Raw genomic sequence first — 18,896 nt, 5'->3', positions numbered from 1 at the left:
TCAGCCTTTCAGGGTGCCCAGGGTCACCGTGGTCGTCTTGGTGTTGCCGTCGCGGATGTACGTGAGCGACCCGGTGTCGCCTCCGGCCAGCGTTCGCACCTGAGCGGTGAGGTCGGTCGCGCCCGTGACGGAGTTGCCGTCGAACTGCGTCACGACGTCACCAGCCCTCAGCCCGGCCTTCTCGGCCGCGCCACTGGAGGTGAGCGACTTGATGAGCGCCCCGGTGTGGCTCGCGGTCGTGTCGCTCGTGGCGTCGCCGACGGAGGCTCCGAGCAGCCCGTGGGTCGCCGAGCCGGTGTCTTTGATGTCGTTGGCAACGCGCTTGACGAGGTTGGCGGGGATCGAGAAACCGACGCCGATACTGCCCGACTGCGCCCCCGAGTCACTCGACGCGCTCGCACTCGCGATCGCGACGTTGATGCCGATGAGCTTGCCCTTGGAGTCGAGCAGAGCACCACCCGAGTTACCCGGGTTGATCGAGGCGTCGGTCTGGATCACGGGAAGGGAGATCAGGTTGCTGGTGCCGCTCGACGGGCCCGAACCGTTGTCGAAGCTGAACGGGCCCTGGCCGTTGTTGTCCTGCGAGTCGCTCGAATCGCCGCCCGTGCTGGGCGCCGCCGAGGACGCGACCGAGATGCTGCGGTCGAGCGTCGAGACGATGCCGTCGGTCACCGTGTTGGACAGACCCAGCGGTGCGCCAATGGCCACCGCCGTGTCGCCGACGTTGAGCTTCGACGAGTTCGCGAACTCGATGGGGGTCATCCCCGTCGCGTCGATCTTGATCACGGCGAGGTCGACCAGCGGGTCGGTGCCGATGATCTTGCCCGCATAGATGCGACCGCTGGACGTCGTGACCCGCACCGTGCCGGTCGCGCTGGCGCCGTCGAGGGTCACGACGTGGGTGTTGGTCACGATGTAGCCGTCCGAGGTCAGGACCACGCCGGACCCCGTGCCCTCGGAGGTTCCGGACGCGACGTCGATCGTCACGACGGACGGGGTCGCCTTGGCTGCGACGGCCGTCACGACGGTCGCGTCGTCGTAGTGGCCGATCGTGAGGTTGCTCGGGGTGCCGCCCTCGGCCGTGCTCGGGCGCGAGCCGAGAAGCGCGTAGCCGCCGGTGGCGACGAGGGCACCGATCACGGCGGCGACGACGGCGACGGCGACGAGTGCGCCGAGGCCGCGCTTGCGGGGGCGGGGCGCGACGGGAGCGGACCAGCCGCCGGCAGCGGCGGCGTTGCTCGAGTCGTAGCTGTAGCCGGACGGGCCGCCGGTGAAGCCGGTGCCCTCCGGAGTCGCGGAAGCGGCGTCTCCGGAATCGGGTCGGCCGAGGCTACCGAAGGCCGCCGAGTTCGCGCCGGCGTAGGCGGCGTGGTCGAGCGAGGCGGGGGCGCGGTGCAGACCGCTGTGCGACGCGGCATCGGTCGGGGGAACATCGCCCGAGTGCGCATCGGCGAGCGGCGTGGGCGCCTCACCCGGGAGCGGAGGAGCGCCGACCGGAGGGACTCCCCAGCCCGAAGAGGCGGCATCGGAGCCGCGCGGCGCCTCGGAGGGGTACTCCTGGGTCGGCTGCGAGTCGGAGGGGTACTCCTGGGTCGGCTGCGAGTCGGAGGGGTACTCGGCGGTCTCGTGCTCGGCAGAAGCGGGCTGGTCGACCGTGGGCTCGACGGAGGAGTGCTCGGCCGAGGGTCCGGCCGGGGGCTGCTCGGCGGCCGGTTCGGCCGCGGGCTGCTTGCCGGTCTGCCGGGCGCTCGCGTGGGGCGCCTGCCAGTCGCCGTGGACGGCGCCCTGGCGGGGCTCGTCGGAGCGGGGCTCGTCGACTCGGCTCCCGTCGCCGGAGGTCTCGTCAGCGGGCTTCACGCCATCCGCGTCGACGCCTTCGGGGTTGGCGTCGTCCGGATTGACGTCGTCCGGGTTGACGTCACGGCCAGGGGTCTCTGTCATCCGCGAGTGCTCCTTTCAAGCCTCACCTGTGCGCGCCGTGAATCCGAATGGAGGCACGGTGAACCGGTGAGCGATCTGGTGTCACATCATAGGCGGGCACCGTAAGGGCCAGCCGAGAGGGGAGGGTTACGGTGGACGAACACCCCCAGCGCACGAGGACACCATGACGACACTCGCCCCTTGGGAGCGCGCCGCCCGCGGCGCCATGCTCCTCGACCCGGCCGGCCGACTGGCGCCGACGATCTTCGCCGAGATGTCGGCGCTCGCCACGTCGACGTCGTCCATCAACCTCGGGCAGGGGTTCCCTGACGAGGACGGCCCCGTCGAAGTCCTCGAAGCCGCCAAGAAGGCCATCACGGATGGCGTCAACCAGTACCCGCCCGGGCGAGGCATGCCGATCCTGCTCGAGGCCGTCGCGACCCATCAGGAGCGCTTCTACGGTCTCCGTCCCGACCCGGGCAGCGAGGTCTTGGTCACCGCCGGAGCGACCGAGGCCCTCGCCGCGACGCTCCTGGCGCTCGTCGACGCCGGCGACGAGGTGGTCACCCTCGAGCCGTTCTACGACTCCTACGGCGCCGTCATCGGCCTGGCACGCGGCGAACACCGCACGGTCGCACTGCGCGGGCCCGACTTCGCCGTCGATCACGACGAACTCCGGCGCGCGATCACCGACCGCACGCGGGTGATCCTGCTCAATGATCCGCACAACCCGACCGGCACCGTCCTCTCCCCCGAGACGAAGGCGCTGATCGTCGAACTCGCCGAGCAGCACGACGCCGTCATCGTCTCGGACGAGGTCTACGAGCACCTCCTGTTCGACGGTCGGGCCCACACGCCCATCGCAACGCTTCCGGGCGCAGGATCCCGGACGGTCACCATCTCGTCGGGCGGCAAGACGTTCTCCACAACCGGATGGAAGATCGGCTGGTTGACCGCTCCGGCCGAACTCGTGACCCAGATCCTGGCCGTCAAGCAGTTCCTGACCTTCGTGAACGGTGCACCCTTCCAGCCGGCGATCGCCGTCGGCCTCGGGCTTCCCGACAGCTACTTCCAGGGCATTGCTGCCACGCTGCAGCAGAAGCGCGATCTGTTGAGCGCCGGTCTCACCGCGGCGGGTTTCGAGGTCTCGCATCCGGCCGGCTCGTACTTCGTCGTCGCCGACGCCGCGCCGCTCGGCTTCGACGACGCCGTCGATCTGTGCCGGCGCCTGCCCGAGCTCGCCGGTGTGGTCGGCGTGCCCATCAGCGCCTTCTGCCACCCCGACCTCGCCGCCGAGCTGTCGTCGCGCGTGCGCTTCGCCTTCTGCAAGCGCATCGAGGTCCTCGAGCAGGCGTCGGCGCAGCTGGCCGCCCTGCGCCCGTAGGCGGCCGCCCGGTCGCGCGTCTGCCTGTCGCGCCCCGCCCGCCTGTCTGTCTGCCTGCCTGCCTGCCCGCCCGCCCGCCTGTCTGTCCGCCCCGCCCGCCTGTCTGCCCGCCTGCCTGCCTGCCTGCTGTCTGCCTGCCCCTGCCCCTGCCCCGCCTCTGCCCCTACGCCTGCCCGAAATCGAAGGGGATTTTTCGCACACCCCCGCGCTTCGCCCAGTCCTCGGGCCGAAGCAGGGGAATCCCCTTCGATTTCGGGAGGTTCAGCGGTCGGACGCGGGCTCTGCGGGCACGACGCGGAAGCGCCGCAGGGCGAGAGCAGGATTGACCCGGCGCACGTCGGTGAGCCGGTCGCGTCGCACCTCGGCCACCGCGATGCCGGGTTCGTCGCCGATCGCCGCGATCTCGACTCCGTGCGGATCGACGATCATGCTGTTTCCCACCCCGACCGGAGGCACGTGGTCGGCCGCCGCCACGTAGATGGTGTTCTCGATGGCCCGGGCCGTGACGAGCGTTCGCCAGTGGTGCTCCTTGAGCGGGCCACGGACCCACTCCGCCGGGAGCACGACGACCTCGACACCGGCGTCCACGAGCATCCTGGTGACCTCGGGAAACCGGATGTCGTAGCAGGTCTGCAGCCCGAGGGTGAATCCATCGACCACGAAGGTCTGCGGGGCCTCGATCTCGCCGGGGAGAACCCAGTCGGACTCCCGCTGGCCGAACGCGTCGTAGAGATGAAGTTTGCGGTAGCTGGCAGCGACCTCGCCGCTCGGCGCCACGGCGACGAGGGTGTTGGAGAAGCGCTCGGTGCCGGTCGACGCGACCAGGCCGGCGACGACGTGGAGATCGAGTCGCGCTGCGATCCTGCCCAGACCGCGGACGAAGGAGCCATCGAGGGGCTGGGCGGCGGCCACGAAGCCGGGACCCATCTCCTTCTCGAAGTAGGAGGAGTACTCGGGGAAGACGACCACGCGTGCGCTTCGCGCAGCGGCCCGAGTCGCGAGTTCGTCGATGGCGGCGAGGTTGGCTGCCGAGTCGGCCGTCGGGGCGAATTGTCCGACGGCCACCAGAATGCTCTCGCTCATGCCGTCACCCTAGCGCGGAGCCGTCGGCTGAGAGCCGAGGTGCCAGGCCGCTGCGGAGGTCGCCAGGTGGACCGAGGTCGGCCCGGAGGCTCGAGCACTGCGGAGCGTGGTCGGCGGCGGCCGTGCGCGTGCCCGGGGTACAGACCGCCCCGGCGGTGCGTCTGGGCAACTCCTGCATCGGGTGCCCGTCGGTGTGCCACACGCCGGGGTCGGCACAGCCGACCAGCCGATCCGCCAGGCAGCACCACACCAGCCCCACCTGCCAGGCAGCACCACCACCAGCACCAGCCCACCCGCCCGGCACCACCACCAGCCCACCGGCTGGGCACCACGGCACCAGCCCGTCCGCCCGGCACCACGGCACCAGCCCGCCCGGCAGCGGCGGCACCAGCCCACCCGCTGGGCACCACGCGATCGCACGGTGCCAGACGTCGCCCCGTGGTGCCGCTCGGCACCAGTCGCCCTCAGGCGGGCGTCACGGCCTCGGCGAGACCGCCCCGGCGTCGGGCCGGTACGCGCTGATTGCCGGCGCCTGTCAGTCGGTCCTCGGCTGCCGCTCGTGCCGCGCGCTACGAACCAGTAGCACCAGCGACGACCTGACTCGGCGCAGACTCCATCCGGCGGCGAAGCAGCACCACGCGATCCCGTTGGCACTGCCGGATCACAGGGTGCTCGTCGCCATCGGCGGCGCTGACCGGATTGGCGGGGCACCGGGACACAACCAAAAACCCCCGAGATCGTGATGATCTCGGGGGTTTTCGTGGTGTTTCTTGTTGCGGGGGCAGGATTTGAACCTACGACCTCTGGGTTATGAGCCCAGCGAGCTACCGAACTGCTCCACCCCGCGGCACAAGAAATGACTCTAGCACGGGGTGCCGCCTCGGTTCTAATCGAGGCGGCTCCGGACCCTATTGGGAAGCCTTCACGGCCGCCTCGAGGGCGCTCTGCAGCTTGGCATCGGCCTGTGCTGCGGCGACGAGATCGTTCTTCTCGTACGCCGTCTTGCGCTCGGCAAGAGCCGACTGTGCGTCCGCCAATGCGGCTTTCAGAGCAGCACTCTGGGCCGTCGAGCCCGTTCCCGATCCGGTGCCCGTGCCTGTGCCTGTGCCCGTGCCGGTTCCAGTCCCCGTTCCGGTTCCCGTGCCCGTTCCGGTGCCCGTGCTTCCCCCGTCGAGGTGCCGGTCCCGACGCCGGCGTCGCCGGTGGTCGCACCGGAGTCGCCGCCGAACAGGTCGTCGAGCGCCTCCTTGAGGGTGTCTTCGAAGGCGATCCTGTCGCCGAACGACACGAGGATCTTCTGCAGGATCGGGTACGACGTATCGGAGGTCGACTGGACGTAGACCGGCTGGACGTAGAGAAGGCCACCACCGACGGGGAGGGTGAGGAGGTTGCCTCGCTTCACCTGGGTGTCACCACGCGCCAGGATGTTCAGCACGTTGGCGACCGTCGAGTCGGCGTTGAAGTTCGCCTGCACCTGGCCTGGGCCGGGGACGTTGTCCGTCTTCGGCAGGGTCAGGAGCGTCAGCTTGCCGTAGTTCTTCGAGATCGAGCCCTTGGTATCGCCGGCGTCGGAATTCGCCGCCAGATAACCGGTCAGCACGTTTCGGGGATTCGACTCGTTGGTCTGCTGTGGAATGTACGTCGAGTACAGCTGGAACGCCGCATTCTGATCGGGCAGCTTCATCGTGAGGTAGTACGGCGGCTGCAGCGACGTGTCGCCGCTCGTCTTGGTCGGCTCGTTCGGAGTCGTCCAGGCGTCGTCACCGTTGTAGAACGAGCCAGGATCGGTCACGTGATACGTGCCCAGGATCTCGCGCTGCATCTTGAACAGATCTTCGGGGTACCGGACGTGGCTCAGCAGTGTGCCGCTCATGTCGGCCATGGGCTTCACCGTCGACGGGAAGACCTTCTGCCACGTCTGCAGGATGGGATCGGTCTTGTCCCAGGAATAGAGCGTCACCTTGCCCGAGTACGCGTCGACCGTCGCCTTCACGGAGTTCCGGATGTAGTTGATCTGGTCGGTCGCGTAGGCCGGGGCCGCCTTGTTGGCGTCGGCGATCGACGTCGAAAGGCTTCGCTGGGCGGAGTACGGGTACTGATCGGTCGTGGTGTAACCATCGACGATCCAGACCACTCGACCGTTGACCACCGCGGGATACGGGTCGCTGTCGAGCGTGAGGTACGGGGCCACCTTCTGCACGCGGGTCGACGGGTCGCGGTCGTAGAGGATCTGCGACTTCGAATTCACCGCGTCGGACAGGAAGATCTGTTCCGATTGGAACTTGATCGCGTAGATGAGTTTCTTGAACGTGTTGTTCAGCTTCGGCCCACCGTCGCCGGAGTACGTGGTGGTGGCGTTGTTGCCGTTGTCGTCATTGCCGGAGGGGTAGTCGAGCTCGACCTTGTTGAGACCGTTTCCGCCGACGATGGAGTACTGCGGCCCCTGCTCGCCGAAGTAGATGCGCGGTTCGAAGTTCTTCGAAGTGCCCAGGGAGCCCTTCACCGGGATTCCCGACTCGAGGAACACCGGCTGACCGTCCGCCGAACGCTGGTTGCCGTACGCCGCCACGACGCCGTACCCGTGGGTGTAGACGAAGGTCGAGTTGTACGGATTGTTCGAGGAGCCGAGACCGGACTGGTTGAGCTCGCGAACGGCGATCACGACGTCTTGCACCTTGCCGTCGATCTTGTAGCGGTCGACGTCGAGCTGGTCGGGGAAGGCGTAGTACTGCCGGTACTGCTGGAGCTGAGCGAAAGCATCGGTCACGAGCGACGGGTCGATGATCCGGATGTTCTCCGTGGTCGTTGCGTCGTTCGCGAGGGCGCCTTTGGATGCCGTCGACTTGGCGTCGTAGTTGGTCTCTTTGACGCTCGAGACCCCGTACGCCGTTCTCGTCGCCTTGATGTTCTTCTCGATGTAACTCGACTCGACGCTCTTCGCGGAGGGGTCGACCGTGAACCGCTGGACGATCCACGGATAGATCGCACCGATGACGAGGCTGATCACGATGAGGAGTGCCGTACCGATGATCGGCAGGCGCCAGCGCCCGATGACCGCCGTGACGATGAACAGGATCGCGACGACCGCCGCCGCGTAGGCCAGGATCTGCTTCGCGGGGATTCCCGCGACCACATCGGTGTAGGTCGCTCCGGTGAGCAGCTTGTTCGACCCGTCGGTGAGCGTGGCGTACTGGTCGAGCCAGAGGCTGATGGCCTGCAGACCGATGTAGACCGCGGCCGTCACGGCGATCTGGATACGAGCGACGCGCGAGATCCGCACTTCGCGGCCCGAGAAACGGAGGGCCCCGTAGAGGTAGCTCGTGGCGAGGGCGGCGATGGCGGAGAGGAGCACGACGGCCGAGGAGAAGCCGACCAAGCCCTGATAGAAGGGCAGGGAGAAGACGTAGAAGCCGATGTCGAGGTGGAACTGCGGGTCGACCTTGTGGAACGGCGTTCGGTTGAGCCACTGGAGGATCATCGACCAGTGGCTGGAGGTGGCGATGCCGCCGAACAGGCCGAGCACGATCGGGATGCCGAGCATCACCGTTCGGCGGAGCGGCTCGATGACCTGCTGGTAGCGGTCGAGCTGCGAGTTGAGTTTGGCGTACACCGGCCGGAACCGGAACGCGATGTCGATGCTGACGTACACCGGGACGGCCATGCCGAGGAAGCCGATGAAGAACAGCGCCGTGCCGGTGATCCACTGCGTCACGATGACGCGGGTGAAGCCGAGCTGCTGGTACCACAGGTAGTCGGTCGCGAGGCCCGCGAAGATGAAGAACATGATCACCAGCGCGGCGAGCACGCCGATGGTCACGAGGATGGGGACACGAGGCGAACGACGGCCCGGACGAACCGGACCCGACGACGCTGTGGCAGAGGAAGTCAAGAGGCTGCTCCTGGCTCGTTGAGAGGTGGAACCGCCATCCTATGTGCCCAACCTCCACGCTCGAACGCCGTCGGCTCAGCCTGTGGAGAACCCAAGCAGCCGCCGAACGTCAGGACGCGGGGCAGGTGGGCAGCTTGGACGTGTCGCCCTTGGCGGAGATCGTGTCGAGCACTCTGACCGACTGGTCGAGCGTGCTGACCGAGTAGACGGACAACCCGGACGGGATGTGGCCCGTGACCTCGTTGCAGTTGCTCGCCGGCGCCAGGAAGACGGTCGCGCCCGCCGCGCGCGCGCCGTACATCTTCTGCCGGATCCCCCGATGGCGCCGATCGTGCCGTTGGCCGTGATGGTCCCTGTCCCGGCGACCTTCTTGCCGCCGTTGAGTGGGCCCGGCGTGATCTTGTCGATCGTTCCGAGGGCGAACATCTGGCCCGCGCTCGGGCCGCCGACGTCGGCGAGTTTCAGTGAGACCTTGAACGGGAAATCGTACGACACGCTCGCGCCGATGCCGAGGAGGTAGGTGCCTTGCGTCTTCTCGGGCGTGATGGAGACCGAACGCGATTGTCCGCCCGCCGCGGCCGAATCGCCCGCTCGGGTGTACGTGATCCTGGCCGGTTTTCCGCCCGTCTTCGCGACCAGCGCCCTGAGCGTGTCGACATCGCTGTTCTCGGAGAGCTTCGTCCCGTCGATGGCCGTGATCACGTCGCCTTTCGCGAGGACGCCGTCGGCAGGGCTGCCCTTCTCGACGGCGCTCACGGTGATGGCGGTGCCGACGTCGTAGCCTTCGTGGGCGAGAGCCGCGGTGACGGCCGACTTCTGGCTCTGCTCCATGTCGATGGTGTTCTGCTGGTCGACCTGCTTGTTGGAGACCCCGGTCGGGTAGATCTCTTCGACCGGGATGACGGCCTTGCTCGGGTCGAACCAGGCCCCCACGATTTCGGCCCAGTTGGGGCGCTGTGTCTGGTTCCCGACCACGCTGACGGTCAGGAGGTCGAGCGTGCCCGACGTCGGGTAGGTCGAGTGGCCGTCGATCGTGATCAGCGGCGTCTGCTTGCCGTCGAACTCGTTGCTGCCGAGGGTGTTGAAGACCGGGCCCGGTTGCTCGATGAGGTACGGGGCGGGCAGGACCGACAGCGCGATGCCGAGGATCAGGGCCGCGGCCAGGAAGATGAGACCGACGAGACCCCGGCGGCGTCTCGGTGCCGAGGTCGTGACGTCGGGGGCGGTGAACAGGGCCAACTCGAGAACTGCCTTTCAGGGGCGCCAGGCGCAGGTGCGCCAGTCGGATCAACGCTCTTCTGGCCGACCGACGGGAGTGTTCGCCGTGGGCGCAGTGGAGGACCCCGAGAAGTGGTCGAATCCCAGACTGTTCGAGCGGCCAACGGCTAGCGTAGTTGCCATGTCTGAAGATTCGCAGCCCGGCCCGGAAGACGAGTTCCGCGACATGCTGCGGCAGTTCTTGTCCGGCAATTCCGAAATCGACCCGTCGAAGCTGGTCGGCGCCGCCGGCCTGCCCAACGACCCGGCATTCATGGCTCGTCTCATGAGTCAGCTTCAGAACGCCGTGAACCACTCCGGCGACGGCATCGACTGGTCGCTCGCCACGGATCAGGCGACCAGCATCGGGGCCGAGTCGGCCGTCGAGACGTCGCCCGCCAGGATCAGCTCGCTCGAGCAGGCTTTCCACGTCGCCGCTCTCTGGCTCGACGAGGTCGCCCACGTCGCCGAACTCACCGTCGCGCCGCGGCTGATGACCCGCGCCGAATGGGCGCGGGCGAGCATGCCCGTCTGGACCCAGTTGGCCGAGCCCGTCGCGGCCTCCATCGCCGACTCGCTGACGAAGGTGCTCGGCGAGCAGGCTCCCGAAGAGATGCGCGACATGCTGGCGGGTGCCAGCGAGGTCATGCGCAGCGTCGGCGGCGCCCTCTTCGCCATGCAACTGGGGCAGGTCGTGGGTCAGCTCTCCACCGAGGTCGTCTCGGGCGGCGACGTCGGCATCCCCTTCTCGATGATCAGCAGGCGGCGCTGCTCCCCCAGAACGTCGCGGCCTTCGGCGAAGGTCTCGACGTGGATGACGACCAGGTCCAGCTCTACCTCGCGGTCCGTGAGCTGGCTCACGCCCGCCTGTTCCGCCACGCGCGGTGGCTCCGCCTGCACCTCATCTCGTCGATCCGCGAGTTCTCGCAGGGCATCTCGATCGACACGAGCCGCCTCGAGGAGCTGGCCGTCGACTTCGACCCGTCGAACCCCGAGCAGCTTCAAGATGCCATGCGCAGCGGGGCTCTGATTCCCCCGAAGACGGACGAACAGCTGGCAGCGCTGGGCCGCCTCGAGACCACGCTCGCCCTGATCGAGGGCTGGGTCGACGTCGTCACGGCCAAGGCGACCGAGCGGTTGCCCAAGTCGGGCGCCATTGCCGAGATGGTCCGCCGTCGGCGAGCTGCCGGTGGCCCCGCAGAGTCCGCGTTCGCGACCCTGGTCGGTCTCGAGCTCAGGCCACGTCGCCTCCGCGAGGCCGCGGCCATGTGGCAGGCGGTCTCCGACTCCGTCGGCGGCGAGACGCGCGACGGACTCTGGGCTCACCCCGACATCGTCCCGACGAGCGACGACATCGACGACCCGCAGTCGCTGATCGCCCGCCTGACCTCCGGCGAACCCGAGCTCGACGACGTCGATCGCGCCATCGCCGATCTCCTCAGCGACGATCGCGACGACCGTCCCCACGAGGCCGGCGACGGCTCGGCCGAAGAGCCGAAGCAGTGATTCCCGGCGCGGCTCGCTGAGCCCGTCGACGGCCTGTGGACAACGTCTGCAGGCCATCGCACATTCGGGCATCCTCTCGGGATGGACATCCGATTCGATCCCCGGCTCCCCCTCGTCTGGCGCGACCCGCACACCCTGCAGATCGGCGTCGATCAACCCGTCGCGGTTGTCGACGGTGTGACGCCCCGCCACGAGCGGATCATCTCGGCCATCGCCGCGGGCCACGGCCGCTCCGGCACGGGCGCAATCGCACAGAGGGCCGGCTGCCGAGACTCCGAGGTCGTCGAGCTCGTCGAGAAGTTGATCCCGGCGCTCGTCCGGCCGAGACCGCGTCCGACCGCCACGATCCACGTCGCAGGATCCTCGTCGCTCGCCGACGAGATCCGCTCGGTGGTCGCTTCCACCGGCGCGCCGACCGAGCGGATCGACGGCGATGCCGCCGAGTGCTCACCCGCCCCGACTCTCGGGGTCGCCGTATCGCAGCATGTGCACGATCCCGTGCTGGCAGGTGTCTGGCTGCGGCGCGACGTCCCGCACCTTCAGGTCGTCACGGGTGATCACTCCACCAGGATCGGGCCCGTCGTCGTCCCGGGGGCGACCGCGTGCGCGCACTGCCTCGACCTCCACCGGGGCGACGTCGACAGCGCCTGGGGTGTGATCGCGGGACAGCTCTGGGGCAGGCCGCAGCCCGCAGAATCGCTGCTCTCCACTCGCGAGGCGGCCACGAGGGTCGCTCGTCGCGCGTTGGCGTGGGCCGCCGGAGACGACGATCGCCTTCCCGACGCGGTGATCGAAACAGTCGACGCCCAGACAGGGCTGGTCACGCGGTCGACGAGCCGACCTCATCCCGACTGCGGATGCGCAGCTCTTCCACGAAGCGACTCGGTCGGCGATCCGCCTGCCCTCGCCCCTGCCCCTGGTGGCTCCACGACAGGTGCAGGCGTTGCCGTGCCCGCGTGATCCCGACGTAGAGAAGGCGCCGCTCTTCGTCGACCGCCTCGAAGGTCTGCGCGTAGCTGATCGGCACGAGCCCTTCGCTGAGACCCACGATGTAGACGCTCTCCCATTCGAGCCCCTTGGCGGAATGCAGTGTCGCCAGCGTCACCGCAGACATGGTGGGTTCGTGTTGCCCCGCCTGGCGCGCGAACAGTTCGGCGACGAACTCGCGAAGGGTCATGTCTTTCGGGGCTTGCTCGGCAAGGCCCATCAGTGCGTTCAGCGACTCCCAGCGATCGCGCACGGCACCGCGCTGCTCCGGCGCCTCCTGCGTCCAGCCCAGCGAGCGCAGCACGTCGCTCACCGTTTTGAACAACGGTTCGCCGACGATGCTGACGGCGGCCCCCTTGAGCATCATCAGGGCTTGTTTGACCTCGCGGAGGTCGAAGAATCTCGCGGCGCCGTGCAGACGCGTACTCACGCCGAGATCGTCGAGGGCGCGCTCCAGCGCTGCGACCTGGACGTTGACGCGAACGAGAACGGCGATCTGCTCGGGCAGGGCCCCGCCGCGAATCTCCGCCGCGATGCTCTCCGCGACGGCCCGCGCCTCGGCCGAGTCCGAGAGGTAGTCGGTCACGCGCGGTTGCGGCCCGGGTGTCTGCGCAACCGGATGCAGGTGCAGCGCTCCCGGGCGCCCCCGCATCAGCTCGTTGGCCGTCTCGACGATCGGCCTGGCCGACCGGTAGTTCTGTTCGAGGCGGAGCACTGTCGCGTCGTCGTACCGAGATCCGAAGCCGAGCAAGAAGTCGGCCGACGCCCCCGCGAACGAGTAGATGGTCTGGCTCGCGTCGCCGACGACGCACACATCGTTTCGATCTCCGAGCCAGAGGTCGAGGAGATCCTGCTGCAGAGGAGAGACGTCCTGATACTCGTCGACGACGAAGAACCGGTACTGCTCGCGCACCTGTTGAGCGACGCGTGGCTCGAGTTCGAGCATGCCCGCCGTGACGAGCAGGACGTCCTCGAAGTCGAGCTGCTTACGGCTGTCCTTGATGTCTTCGTAGGCGCGGTGCAGATCGACCGCCTGCTCGGGGGTGACGTTCTGCGGCAGTTTCCGCGAGCCGAGGGCGGCCGCGTACTCCTCGAGGGTCAGGCGCGAGACCTTACGCCATTCGATCTCGGCCGACAGATCTCGAAGACTGGCGGTGTCGAGTCGCAATCGAAGCGTCTCGGCCGCGTGCGCGACGACCTTCGCCTTGCCGTCGAGAAGGCGCGGCATGGTGCCGCCCATCGTCTGCGGCCAGAAATACGACAGCTGCGACAGGGCGGCCGCGTGGAACGTCTTGGCCGAGACACCACCGGCGCCGAGGGCGCGGAGCCGACCGCGAAGTTCAGCAGCGGCGCGCGACGTGAAGGTCAGAGCCATGACCCGGTTGGGCGCGTAGACACCGGTCGCCACCCCGTAGGCGATGCGGTGGGTGATGGCGCGGGTCTTGCCCGTCCCTGCTCCGGCCAGCAGACAGACCGGGCCGAGGAGGGTTTGCGCGGCGAGTCGCTGCTGCTCGTCGAGGCCAGCGATCAGATCGGCGGCCTCCACGTCAGTCGTCGATCTCGGAGCCGTACCAGTCTTCGATGATCGCCCGCGCAATCGAGGAGCGCCCGGGGAGGATGACTTCGTCCCCGGCGGCGATGAGCTCGTCGCGAGTGAACCAGCGGAGATCGACGATCTCGGCCCCGTCGGGTTCGAGTGAGCCCGGGTTCGCGTCGTCGACGCGCGCGCGGAAGCCGAGCATCAGCGAGGCAGGGAACGGCCACGGCTGCGACCCGAGATAGGTGGCGTCGGTGACGCGCACACCCGACTCTTCGAAGATCTCGCGCTCGACGGCCTGTTCGAGCGATTCGCCGGGCTCGACGAAACCGGCCAGGAGAGAGAAGCGATTCTTCTCCCACAGGGCGTTCGAGCCCAGGAGCAGCCGGTCGTCCGCGTCGGTGACGCCGACGATGATCGCGGGATCGGTGCGCGGAAAGATCTCGTGGCCGTCGTCGGGATCGATCCGGACCCAGCCGCCCTTGACCGATCGCAGCGGGCGACCCGATCGCGGAGAGAAGCGGTGGGACGCGTGCCAGTTGGCGATGCCGAGCGCCTCGGTGGCGAGACCGGCATCGCGGTCGCTCAGCCCGGTCGCGAACATGCGTAGGTTGCCCCACTGCTCTTCGCTGGCGACCTTCTCGGCTTGCTCGTCGGTGAGGAGCGCGGCCAGGATCGGTGTGCCGACGGGCTCGGGCGCGTCGGTGGCCAGCGAGCGACCGAGGTAGACCAGTTCTGCCTGGGGTGGGATCGCGGCAGGAGGCAGCAGAGCAAGGGACGTCTCGTTCTGGAAGAGGGCTCGCCCCTTCGAGACGGGGAGGATGCGAGTGCCCTCGTCGGCGAGAAGTTCGGGAAAGAGCTCTTCACGCTCCCGAGCCAGGTAGTCGCGGTCGATCTGATGGCGGGAAAGCGGCAGTTTCGCCGCGAAAGAGGCCTGGCTTTCGGAGGGACGAGCAGGCATCCGACCACCAATCGTCGTGAGTATTCAGCGTGGCGCACGGCGGGTGACCGTGATGAGCGGCCTACCCTGAGGTCATGGCCAGAACCCACCTAACTCTAGCCGCGTTGGCGACGGCGGCCGTCGCCGACCTCGATGTCCGTCAGGTCGGCCCGCACGGGTCGCTCGGTGCGGGCGATTTCGACTCCGCCCGGCTCGACGGCGCCCAGGGCGAGCGGTGGATCATCCGGGTTCCCCGCACGCAGCGAGCCGAAGCCGAGCAGTCGGCCGACCTCGTCGCGATCCGCGCGCTCAGCGCCGGCGTTCGCAGCCGCCTCGACTTCGCCGTTCCGACCTACCGCGGTCAGGCGCCCATCGCCGAGACGCGCGCGATCGTCTACGACTACATCGACGGCGAACCGCTGTCGGTGTCCGAGGTCCTGGCAGGAACGGGCCTGCCGTCCGCAGTCGGCGCCGCGGTGGCGGCCATCCACTCGCTCCCGACCAGCTTCGTCACCGACGCCGGACTGACCAGTCATACGCCGTTCGAGGCGATGAGATCGTCAGCGAGTCTCGTCGACCGGGCGGCTGCGACCGGCCTGTTGCCTGCGGCACTGCTCGAGCGGTGGGAGACGGCGATCCAGGATTCCCTCCTGTGGCAGTTCCAGCCGACGGTCGTCAACGGATCGCTCGAGGCGGAGTCGCTCCTGGTGTCGGGCGACAGGATCAGCGGGGTTCTCGGCTGGCACGATCTTCAGATCGCTGATCCTGCCCGCGACCTGGCCTGGGTTCTCGGCGCTCCCACCGGCGACAGCATCGACGCGGTGTTCGAGGCGTACAACGTCGCGCGAGGCACCAGCGACCGGCAGCTTCGCCACCGGGCGACGCTCTATCACGAGCTCGACCTGGCAAAGTGGCTGCTGCACGGCACGCACACGAAGAACACCGAAGTCGTCGACGACGCCGTGTCGATGATGTCGCGCCTGGTCGACGCGGTCCACGACCACGACGAGCGACCACTCGTCGTCGGCACCACCGAGGCGCTCGACATCGACGGCGTCGAAGACCTGCTCGCGTCGACGGAACGCCACCGCCAGTAGCCCAGAGCCGCTGCCGTTCGCCCACGACCGACCCGTCACCGAGTCGAGACGGGTGCGGCCGCACCCGCTGCTTCGACGCCGTCCCACAGCGCCTCGAGCTCGGCGCGGTCGCTGACGTGGTCCGGCTGCACCCTCGTATCGTCAGCCACGAAGTAGAAGACGGCGTCGATCAGGTCGGGGTCGAGGCCGCGGTAGGCCGAGTAGGCCTCTCGATAGAGCGCGAGCTGGAGCTGCTTCAGTTCGAGGTCGCGCGCGTTCGAGGGGCCTTCCCCGTCTTCCAGTCGACGACCTGGAAGCGTCCGTTGCGCTCGAACACGGCGTCGATCTTGCAGATGACGGTGCGCCGGCCGAGGGGCAGGTGGATCTCGAGCTCGACGTCGACCGGCTCGAGGGTCGCCCACTCGGACGCCTCGAAGGTCGCCTGCAGTTCGGCGAGTCGCCGCGCATCATCCGCGTCGATCGGGGCATCGGACGGCCCTCCCGTCGTGGCTTCGTCATCGAGGTCGAGGTCGAGCTCGAACGAACCGGAATCGAGCGTCTCACTCGCCCCCGTGGGTCGGAAGCGATCCTCGACCCACGCGTGGAAGAGCGTGCCCATGCGCGTCGCGCGATAGGGCTTCTCGGGCAGCGGTCGTCGAAGGGCGGCGGCGACGGCCGCAGGATCATCGACATAGTCTTTGAATCGCGACGCCGGGATGCGCTGGGGAAGACCCACGACGCCCGTCCGGTCGCGAAGAGCGGCACTCTCGCGGAGCAGGAGTTCGATGTCGGCGCTCCAGCGGCCGGCGTCCAGCGCCCCGCCCTCCGTTGCCTGCCGCACGGCCTCGGCGGCGGCGTGCACGATGTCCCGTCGGCCCCCGAGCGGATCGAAAGGCCAGCTCGGAGTGCGGAATTCGGCGGCGAGCGGGTTCTCCTCGAAGGCTGACTCCTCGGGAAGCGCCTGCTCGGGGACGAGGCCCGCCTCGGCGAGCTGTCGCAGATACGGGCTCGGCTTGCGGGGACGCTTCTGAGTCGCCCAGAACGATCCGGTGAGAAGAAGAGCGTCTCGAGCGCGGGTGAGCGCCACGTAGGCGAGTCGGCGCTCCTCGGCCAGGTGGCGTCGCTTGAGGTCGTCGCGGAAGGCCTCGACCGCCTCGTGGAACTCGTTCTGATCTTCGGCTCCCCTCCACGCGAGAACCGGCAGTTCGGACGAGTCGCCTCGGAACTCGTAGGGCAGCTCTCCGAAGGCCACCCAGCCGTTGCCCTCGCGCGGCGTTCCGGGGAGCTCGCCCTCGACGAGTCGCGGAACCGCGACGAGTTGCCACTCCAGGCCCTTGGCCCCGTGCACGGTGAGCAACTGGACGACTCCGGCCTCGCTCGCGTCGGACCGGGGGCCCATGTCGTCGCGTCTCTCGGCGGCGGCAAGCCAGCCGAGGAACCCGGCCAGACTCGCGTTCTCGTCGGCGGCCACGTAACCGGCCACCTCGTCGTCGAAGGCTTGGAGGTAGGCGTTCCCGTGAAGCGATCCCCCGACGGCGGCCACCTCGATGTCGAGGAGCATCTCTTGCTGCACGAGCGCCACCAGGTCGACGAGGTCGAGCCCGATGCGATTGCGCAGGAACGCGAGATGGCGGGCGAGGGTGCGCAGGCGCGCCAGGCCGTCCGGGCTGAAGGCGCCCAGCTGCGAGTGCGTCTCGGGCGCCGTGCCGACGAAGTCGAGAGCGTCGACGATCGAACCGTCTTCTCCGGCGGCGACGGACGCCCTCAGGCGAGCCCGGACCTCCTCGGGAAGCCGCTGCTGCGCGTGGTCGTGCTGAAAGAGCCACGACGAAACGTCGCGCAGCACCTTGATGTCGTGGATGCCGACCCGCCAGCGGGCTCCGGCCAGCAGCCGGATCAGCTCGGAGCCCGCAGAGGGATCGTGCAGAACCCTCAGGCAGCTGACGAGGTCGACGATCTCGGGCCGCGACAGGAGCCCGCCGACGCCGAGAACGTGGAAGGGGACGCCGCGAACCCGCAGCGCCTCGGCGAACACCGGCACGGTCTTCTTCGACCGGAAGAGGAGCGCCGCGGTGCGCTTCGACCCGTCGTCGTTGAGGCTGGCGAGCCCGCGCTCGAACCACTCGGCCACCGCGGCGGCCTCTTCGGGAAGGGTCTCGGCAAACGCTGTCTCGACCGTTCCCTCCGGCGCGCCGGGGCGAGGCTGCAGGCGGCCGACTGCGACCTCGGAGGCGCGAGACAGCTCGTCGACGACGACGTTGGCCGAATCGAGGACCCGAACCGGGTTCCGCCAGCTCGTTGACAGCGTGTACGACGCGTCGTCGCGGGCCGCGAAGTCGACCGGGAAACGGCCGAGATTGGCGGCGCTCGCCCCGCGGAAGCCGTAGATCGACTGGTGCGGGTCGCCGACGGCCATCACGGCCGTGCCGCCGAAGAGCCGCGACAGCAGGCGCGTCTGCACGACGCTCGTGTCTTGGTATTCGTCGAGCAGGATCACGCGGAATCGATCTCGGTACTCCTCCGCCACGGCCGGGTCGGTCTCGCACACCTCGAGAGCGAGTGCGACCTGGTCGGAGAACTCGACGAAGCCGCGCTGCGCCTTCTCGGCGCTGAACGCCGTCGCCAGCCCGACGAGCGGCGGCAGGGTGGCGAGCGCCGTCACGGCGCGAGTCACGTGCGGCCGGTGGGCCCGGCCCGTGAATGGCAGCGAAGCCACGTCGACGAACTGCTCCGCCATCGACGCGACGGCCTCGGGGTCTGCGACGTTCTCACCGAGTGCGTGGCTGAGGGACAAAACCGCCTCGGTGATCTGGTCGACCGACTTGCCGAGGGCGGCGAGCCGCTCGTCGGTGCTTCGGACGACCAGCGAGCGCGCGAGCTGCCACGCCGACGCCTCGCCGAGAAGCTGCGACTCGCTCTCGCGGCCGACGATGAGAGCGTGATCGCGGAAGATCGCGTTGGCGAAGGCGTTGTAGGTCGACACGGTCGGGGCGTCGAACGGGTCGAGGCTCGCCTCGAGCAGGCCCTTCTCGGCGAGGAGTTCGATGCGTCTGCCGATGCGCTCGCCCAGTTCGCCCGCGGCCTTCCGCGTGAAGGTGAGCCCGAGAACCTGCGGGACGGTCACGTGCCCGTTGGCGAGCAGCCAGACGACGCGACTGGCCATCGTCTCCGTCTTGCCGCTCCCCGCTCCGGCGACGACCAAGGCCGGCTCGAGCGGTGCCTCGATGACGCGCTGCTGCTCGACGGTCGGCTCGGGCAGCCCGAGCGCCGCGGCGATCTCCGTCGCGGCATAGCGAGCGGTGGCGCACACGGTCACT

The 18,896-nt window shown here is 68.7% G+C and carries 10 protein-coding genes, 1 tRNA gene and 2 pseudogenes; 4 read left to right on the top strand and 9 right to left on the bottom strand.

The window, feature by feature from the left end; translation table 11 throughout:
* The gene (locus tag QUE79_RS10190) at positions 1–1,941 is read right to left on the bottom strand and encodes a trypsin-like peptidase domain-containing protein (RefSeq protein ID WP_286346555.1); all 1,941 of its coding nucleotides are present in this window, start codon (positions 1,939–1,941) and stop codon (positions 1–3) included.
* 163 nt (positions 1,942–2,104) lie between these two features.
* On the opposite strand from QUE79_RS10190, the gene QUE79_RS10185 reads away from it, so the two are divergent.
* Complete coding sequence (locus QUE79_RS10185) at positions 2,105–3,304, top strand: aminotransferase class I/II-fold pyridoxal phosphate-dependent enzyme (RefSeq protein WP_286346554.1); 1,200 nt, start codon at positions 2,105–2,107, stop codon at positions 3,302–3,304.
* Between the two features lie 261 nt (positions 3,305–3,565).
* On the opposite strand, the gene QUE79_RS10180 is transcribed toward QUE79_RS10185, so the two are convergent.
* The 5 genes from QUE79_RS10180 to QUE79_RS10165 all read right to left on the bottom strand — a co-directional run bounded on the left by QUE79_RS10180 (position 3,566) and on the right by QUE79_RS10165 (position 9,515).
* The gene (locus tag QUE79_RS10180; protein WP_286346553.1) at positions 3,566–4,387 is read right to left on the bottom strand and encodes a carbon-nitrogen hydrolase family protein; all 822 of its coding nucleotides are present in this window, start codon (positions 4,385–4,387) and stop codon (positions 3,566–3,568) included.
* A 773-nt stretch (positions 4,388–5,160) separates the two neighbouring features.
* Positions 5,161–5,234, bottom strand: a tRNA-Met gene (locus tag QUE79_RS10175).
* A 61-nt stretch (positions 5,235–5,295) separates the two neighbouring features.
* A complete protein-coding gene (locus tag QUE79_RS25485; RefSeq protein WP_350271680.1) occupies positions 5,296–5,424 on the bottom strand; it encodes a hypothetical protein in 129 nt (42 codons plus the stop codon).
* Positions 5,425–5,432: 8 nt separating this feature from the next.
* Complete coding sequence (locus QUE79_RS10170; RefSeq protein WP_350271679.1) at positions 5,433–8,204, bottom strand: UPF0182 family membrane protein; 2,772 nt, start codon at positions 8,202–8,204, stop codon at positions 5,433–5,435.
* 147 nt (positions 8,205–8,351) lie between these two features.
* Positions 8,352–9,515, bottom strand: a complete 1,164-nt coding sequence (locus tag QUE79_RS10165; protein WP_286346552.1) for a YlbL family protein — start codon at positions 9,513–9,515, stop codon at positions 8,352–8,354.
* Between the two features lie 160 nt (positions 9,516–9,675).
* Here QUE79_RS10165 and QUE79_RS25480 point away from each other — a divergent pair.
* Both QUE79_RS25480 and QUE79_RS10150 read left to right on the top strand, forming a co-directional pair.
* Positions 9,676–11,039: pseudogene (locus tag QUE79_RS25480) on the top strand (zinc-dependent metalloprotease).
* An 81-nt stretch (positions 11,040–11,120) separates the two neighbouring features.
* Positions 11,121–11,876: pseudogene (locus QUE79_RS10150) on the top strand (TOMM precursor leader peptide-binding protein); the annotation flags it as partial.
* Here the strand turns inward: QUE79_RS10150 and QUE79_RS10145 are convergent.
* Entirely contained in the window at positions 11,860–13,572 is a 1,713-nt protein-coding gene (locus QUE79_RS10145) for an ATP-dependent helicase (protein WP_286346551.1), read from the bottom strand. The pseudogene QUE79_RS10150 and the gene QUE79_RS10145 sit on opposite strands and share 17 nt — an antisense overlap.
* A 1-nt stretch (position 13,573) precedes the next feature.
* The gene (gene nudC, locus QUE79_RS10140) at positions 13,574–14,524 is read right to left on the bottom strand and encodes an NAD(+) diphosphatase (protein WP_286346550.1); all 951 of its coding nucleotides are present in this window, start codon (positions 14,522–14,524) and stop codon (positions 13,574–13,576) included.
* 74 nt (positions 14,525–14,598) lie between these two features.
* Between nudC and QUE79_RS10135 the strand changes: the two genes are divergently transcribed.
* Positions 14,599–15,600 carry a phosphotransferase gene (locus QUE79_RS10135; protein WP_286346549.1) on the top strand — a complete coding sequence of 334 codons (1,002 nt, stop codon included), beginning with the start codon at positions 14,599–14,601 and terminating at the stop codon, positions 15,598–15,600.
* A gap of 235 nt (positions 15,601–15,835) precedes the next feature.
* Here QUE79_RS10135 and QUE79_RS10130 read toward each other — a convergent pair whose 3' ends face one another.
* The gene (locus QUE79_RS10130; RefSeq protein ID WP_350271678.1) at positions 15,836–18,889 is read right to left on the bottom strand and encodes an ATP-dependent helicase; all 3,054 of its coding nucleotides are present in this window, start codon (positions 18,887–18,889) and stop codon (positions 15,836–15,838) included.
* Positions 18,890–18,896 lie beyond the last annotated feature (7 nt).

This window comes from Frondihabitans sucicola (assembly GCF_030296615.1).
Lineage (GTDB): Bacteria > Actinomycetota > Actinomycetes > Actinomycetales > Microbacteriaceae > Frondihabitans > Frondihabitans sucicola.
The sequence above is the reverse complement of the archived record's forward strand: the minus strand, read 5'-3'. Positions and strand labels throughout refer to the sequence as shown.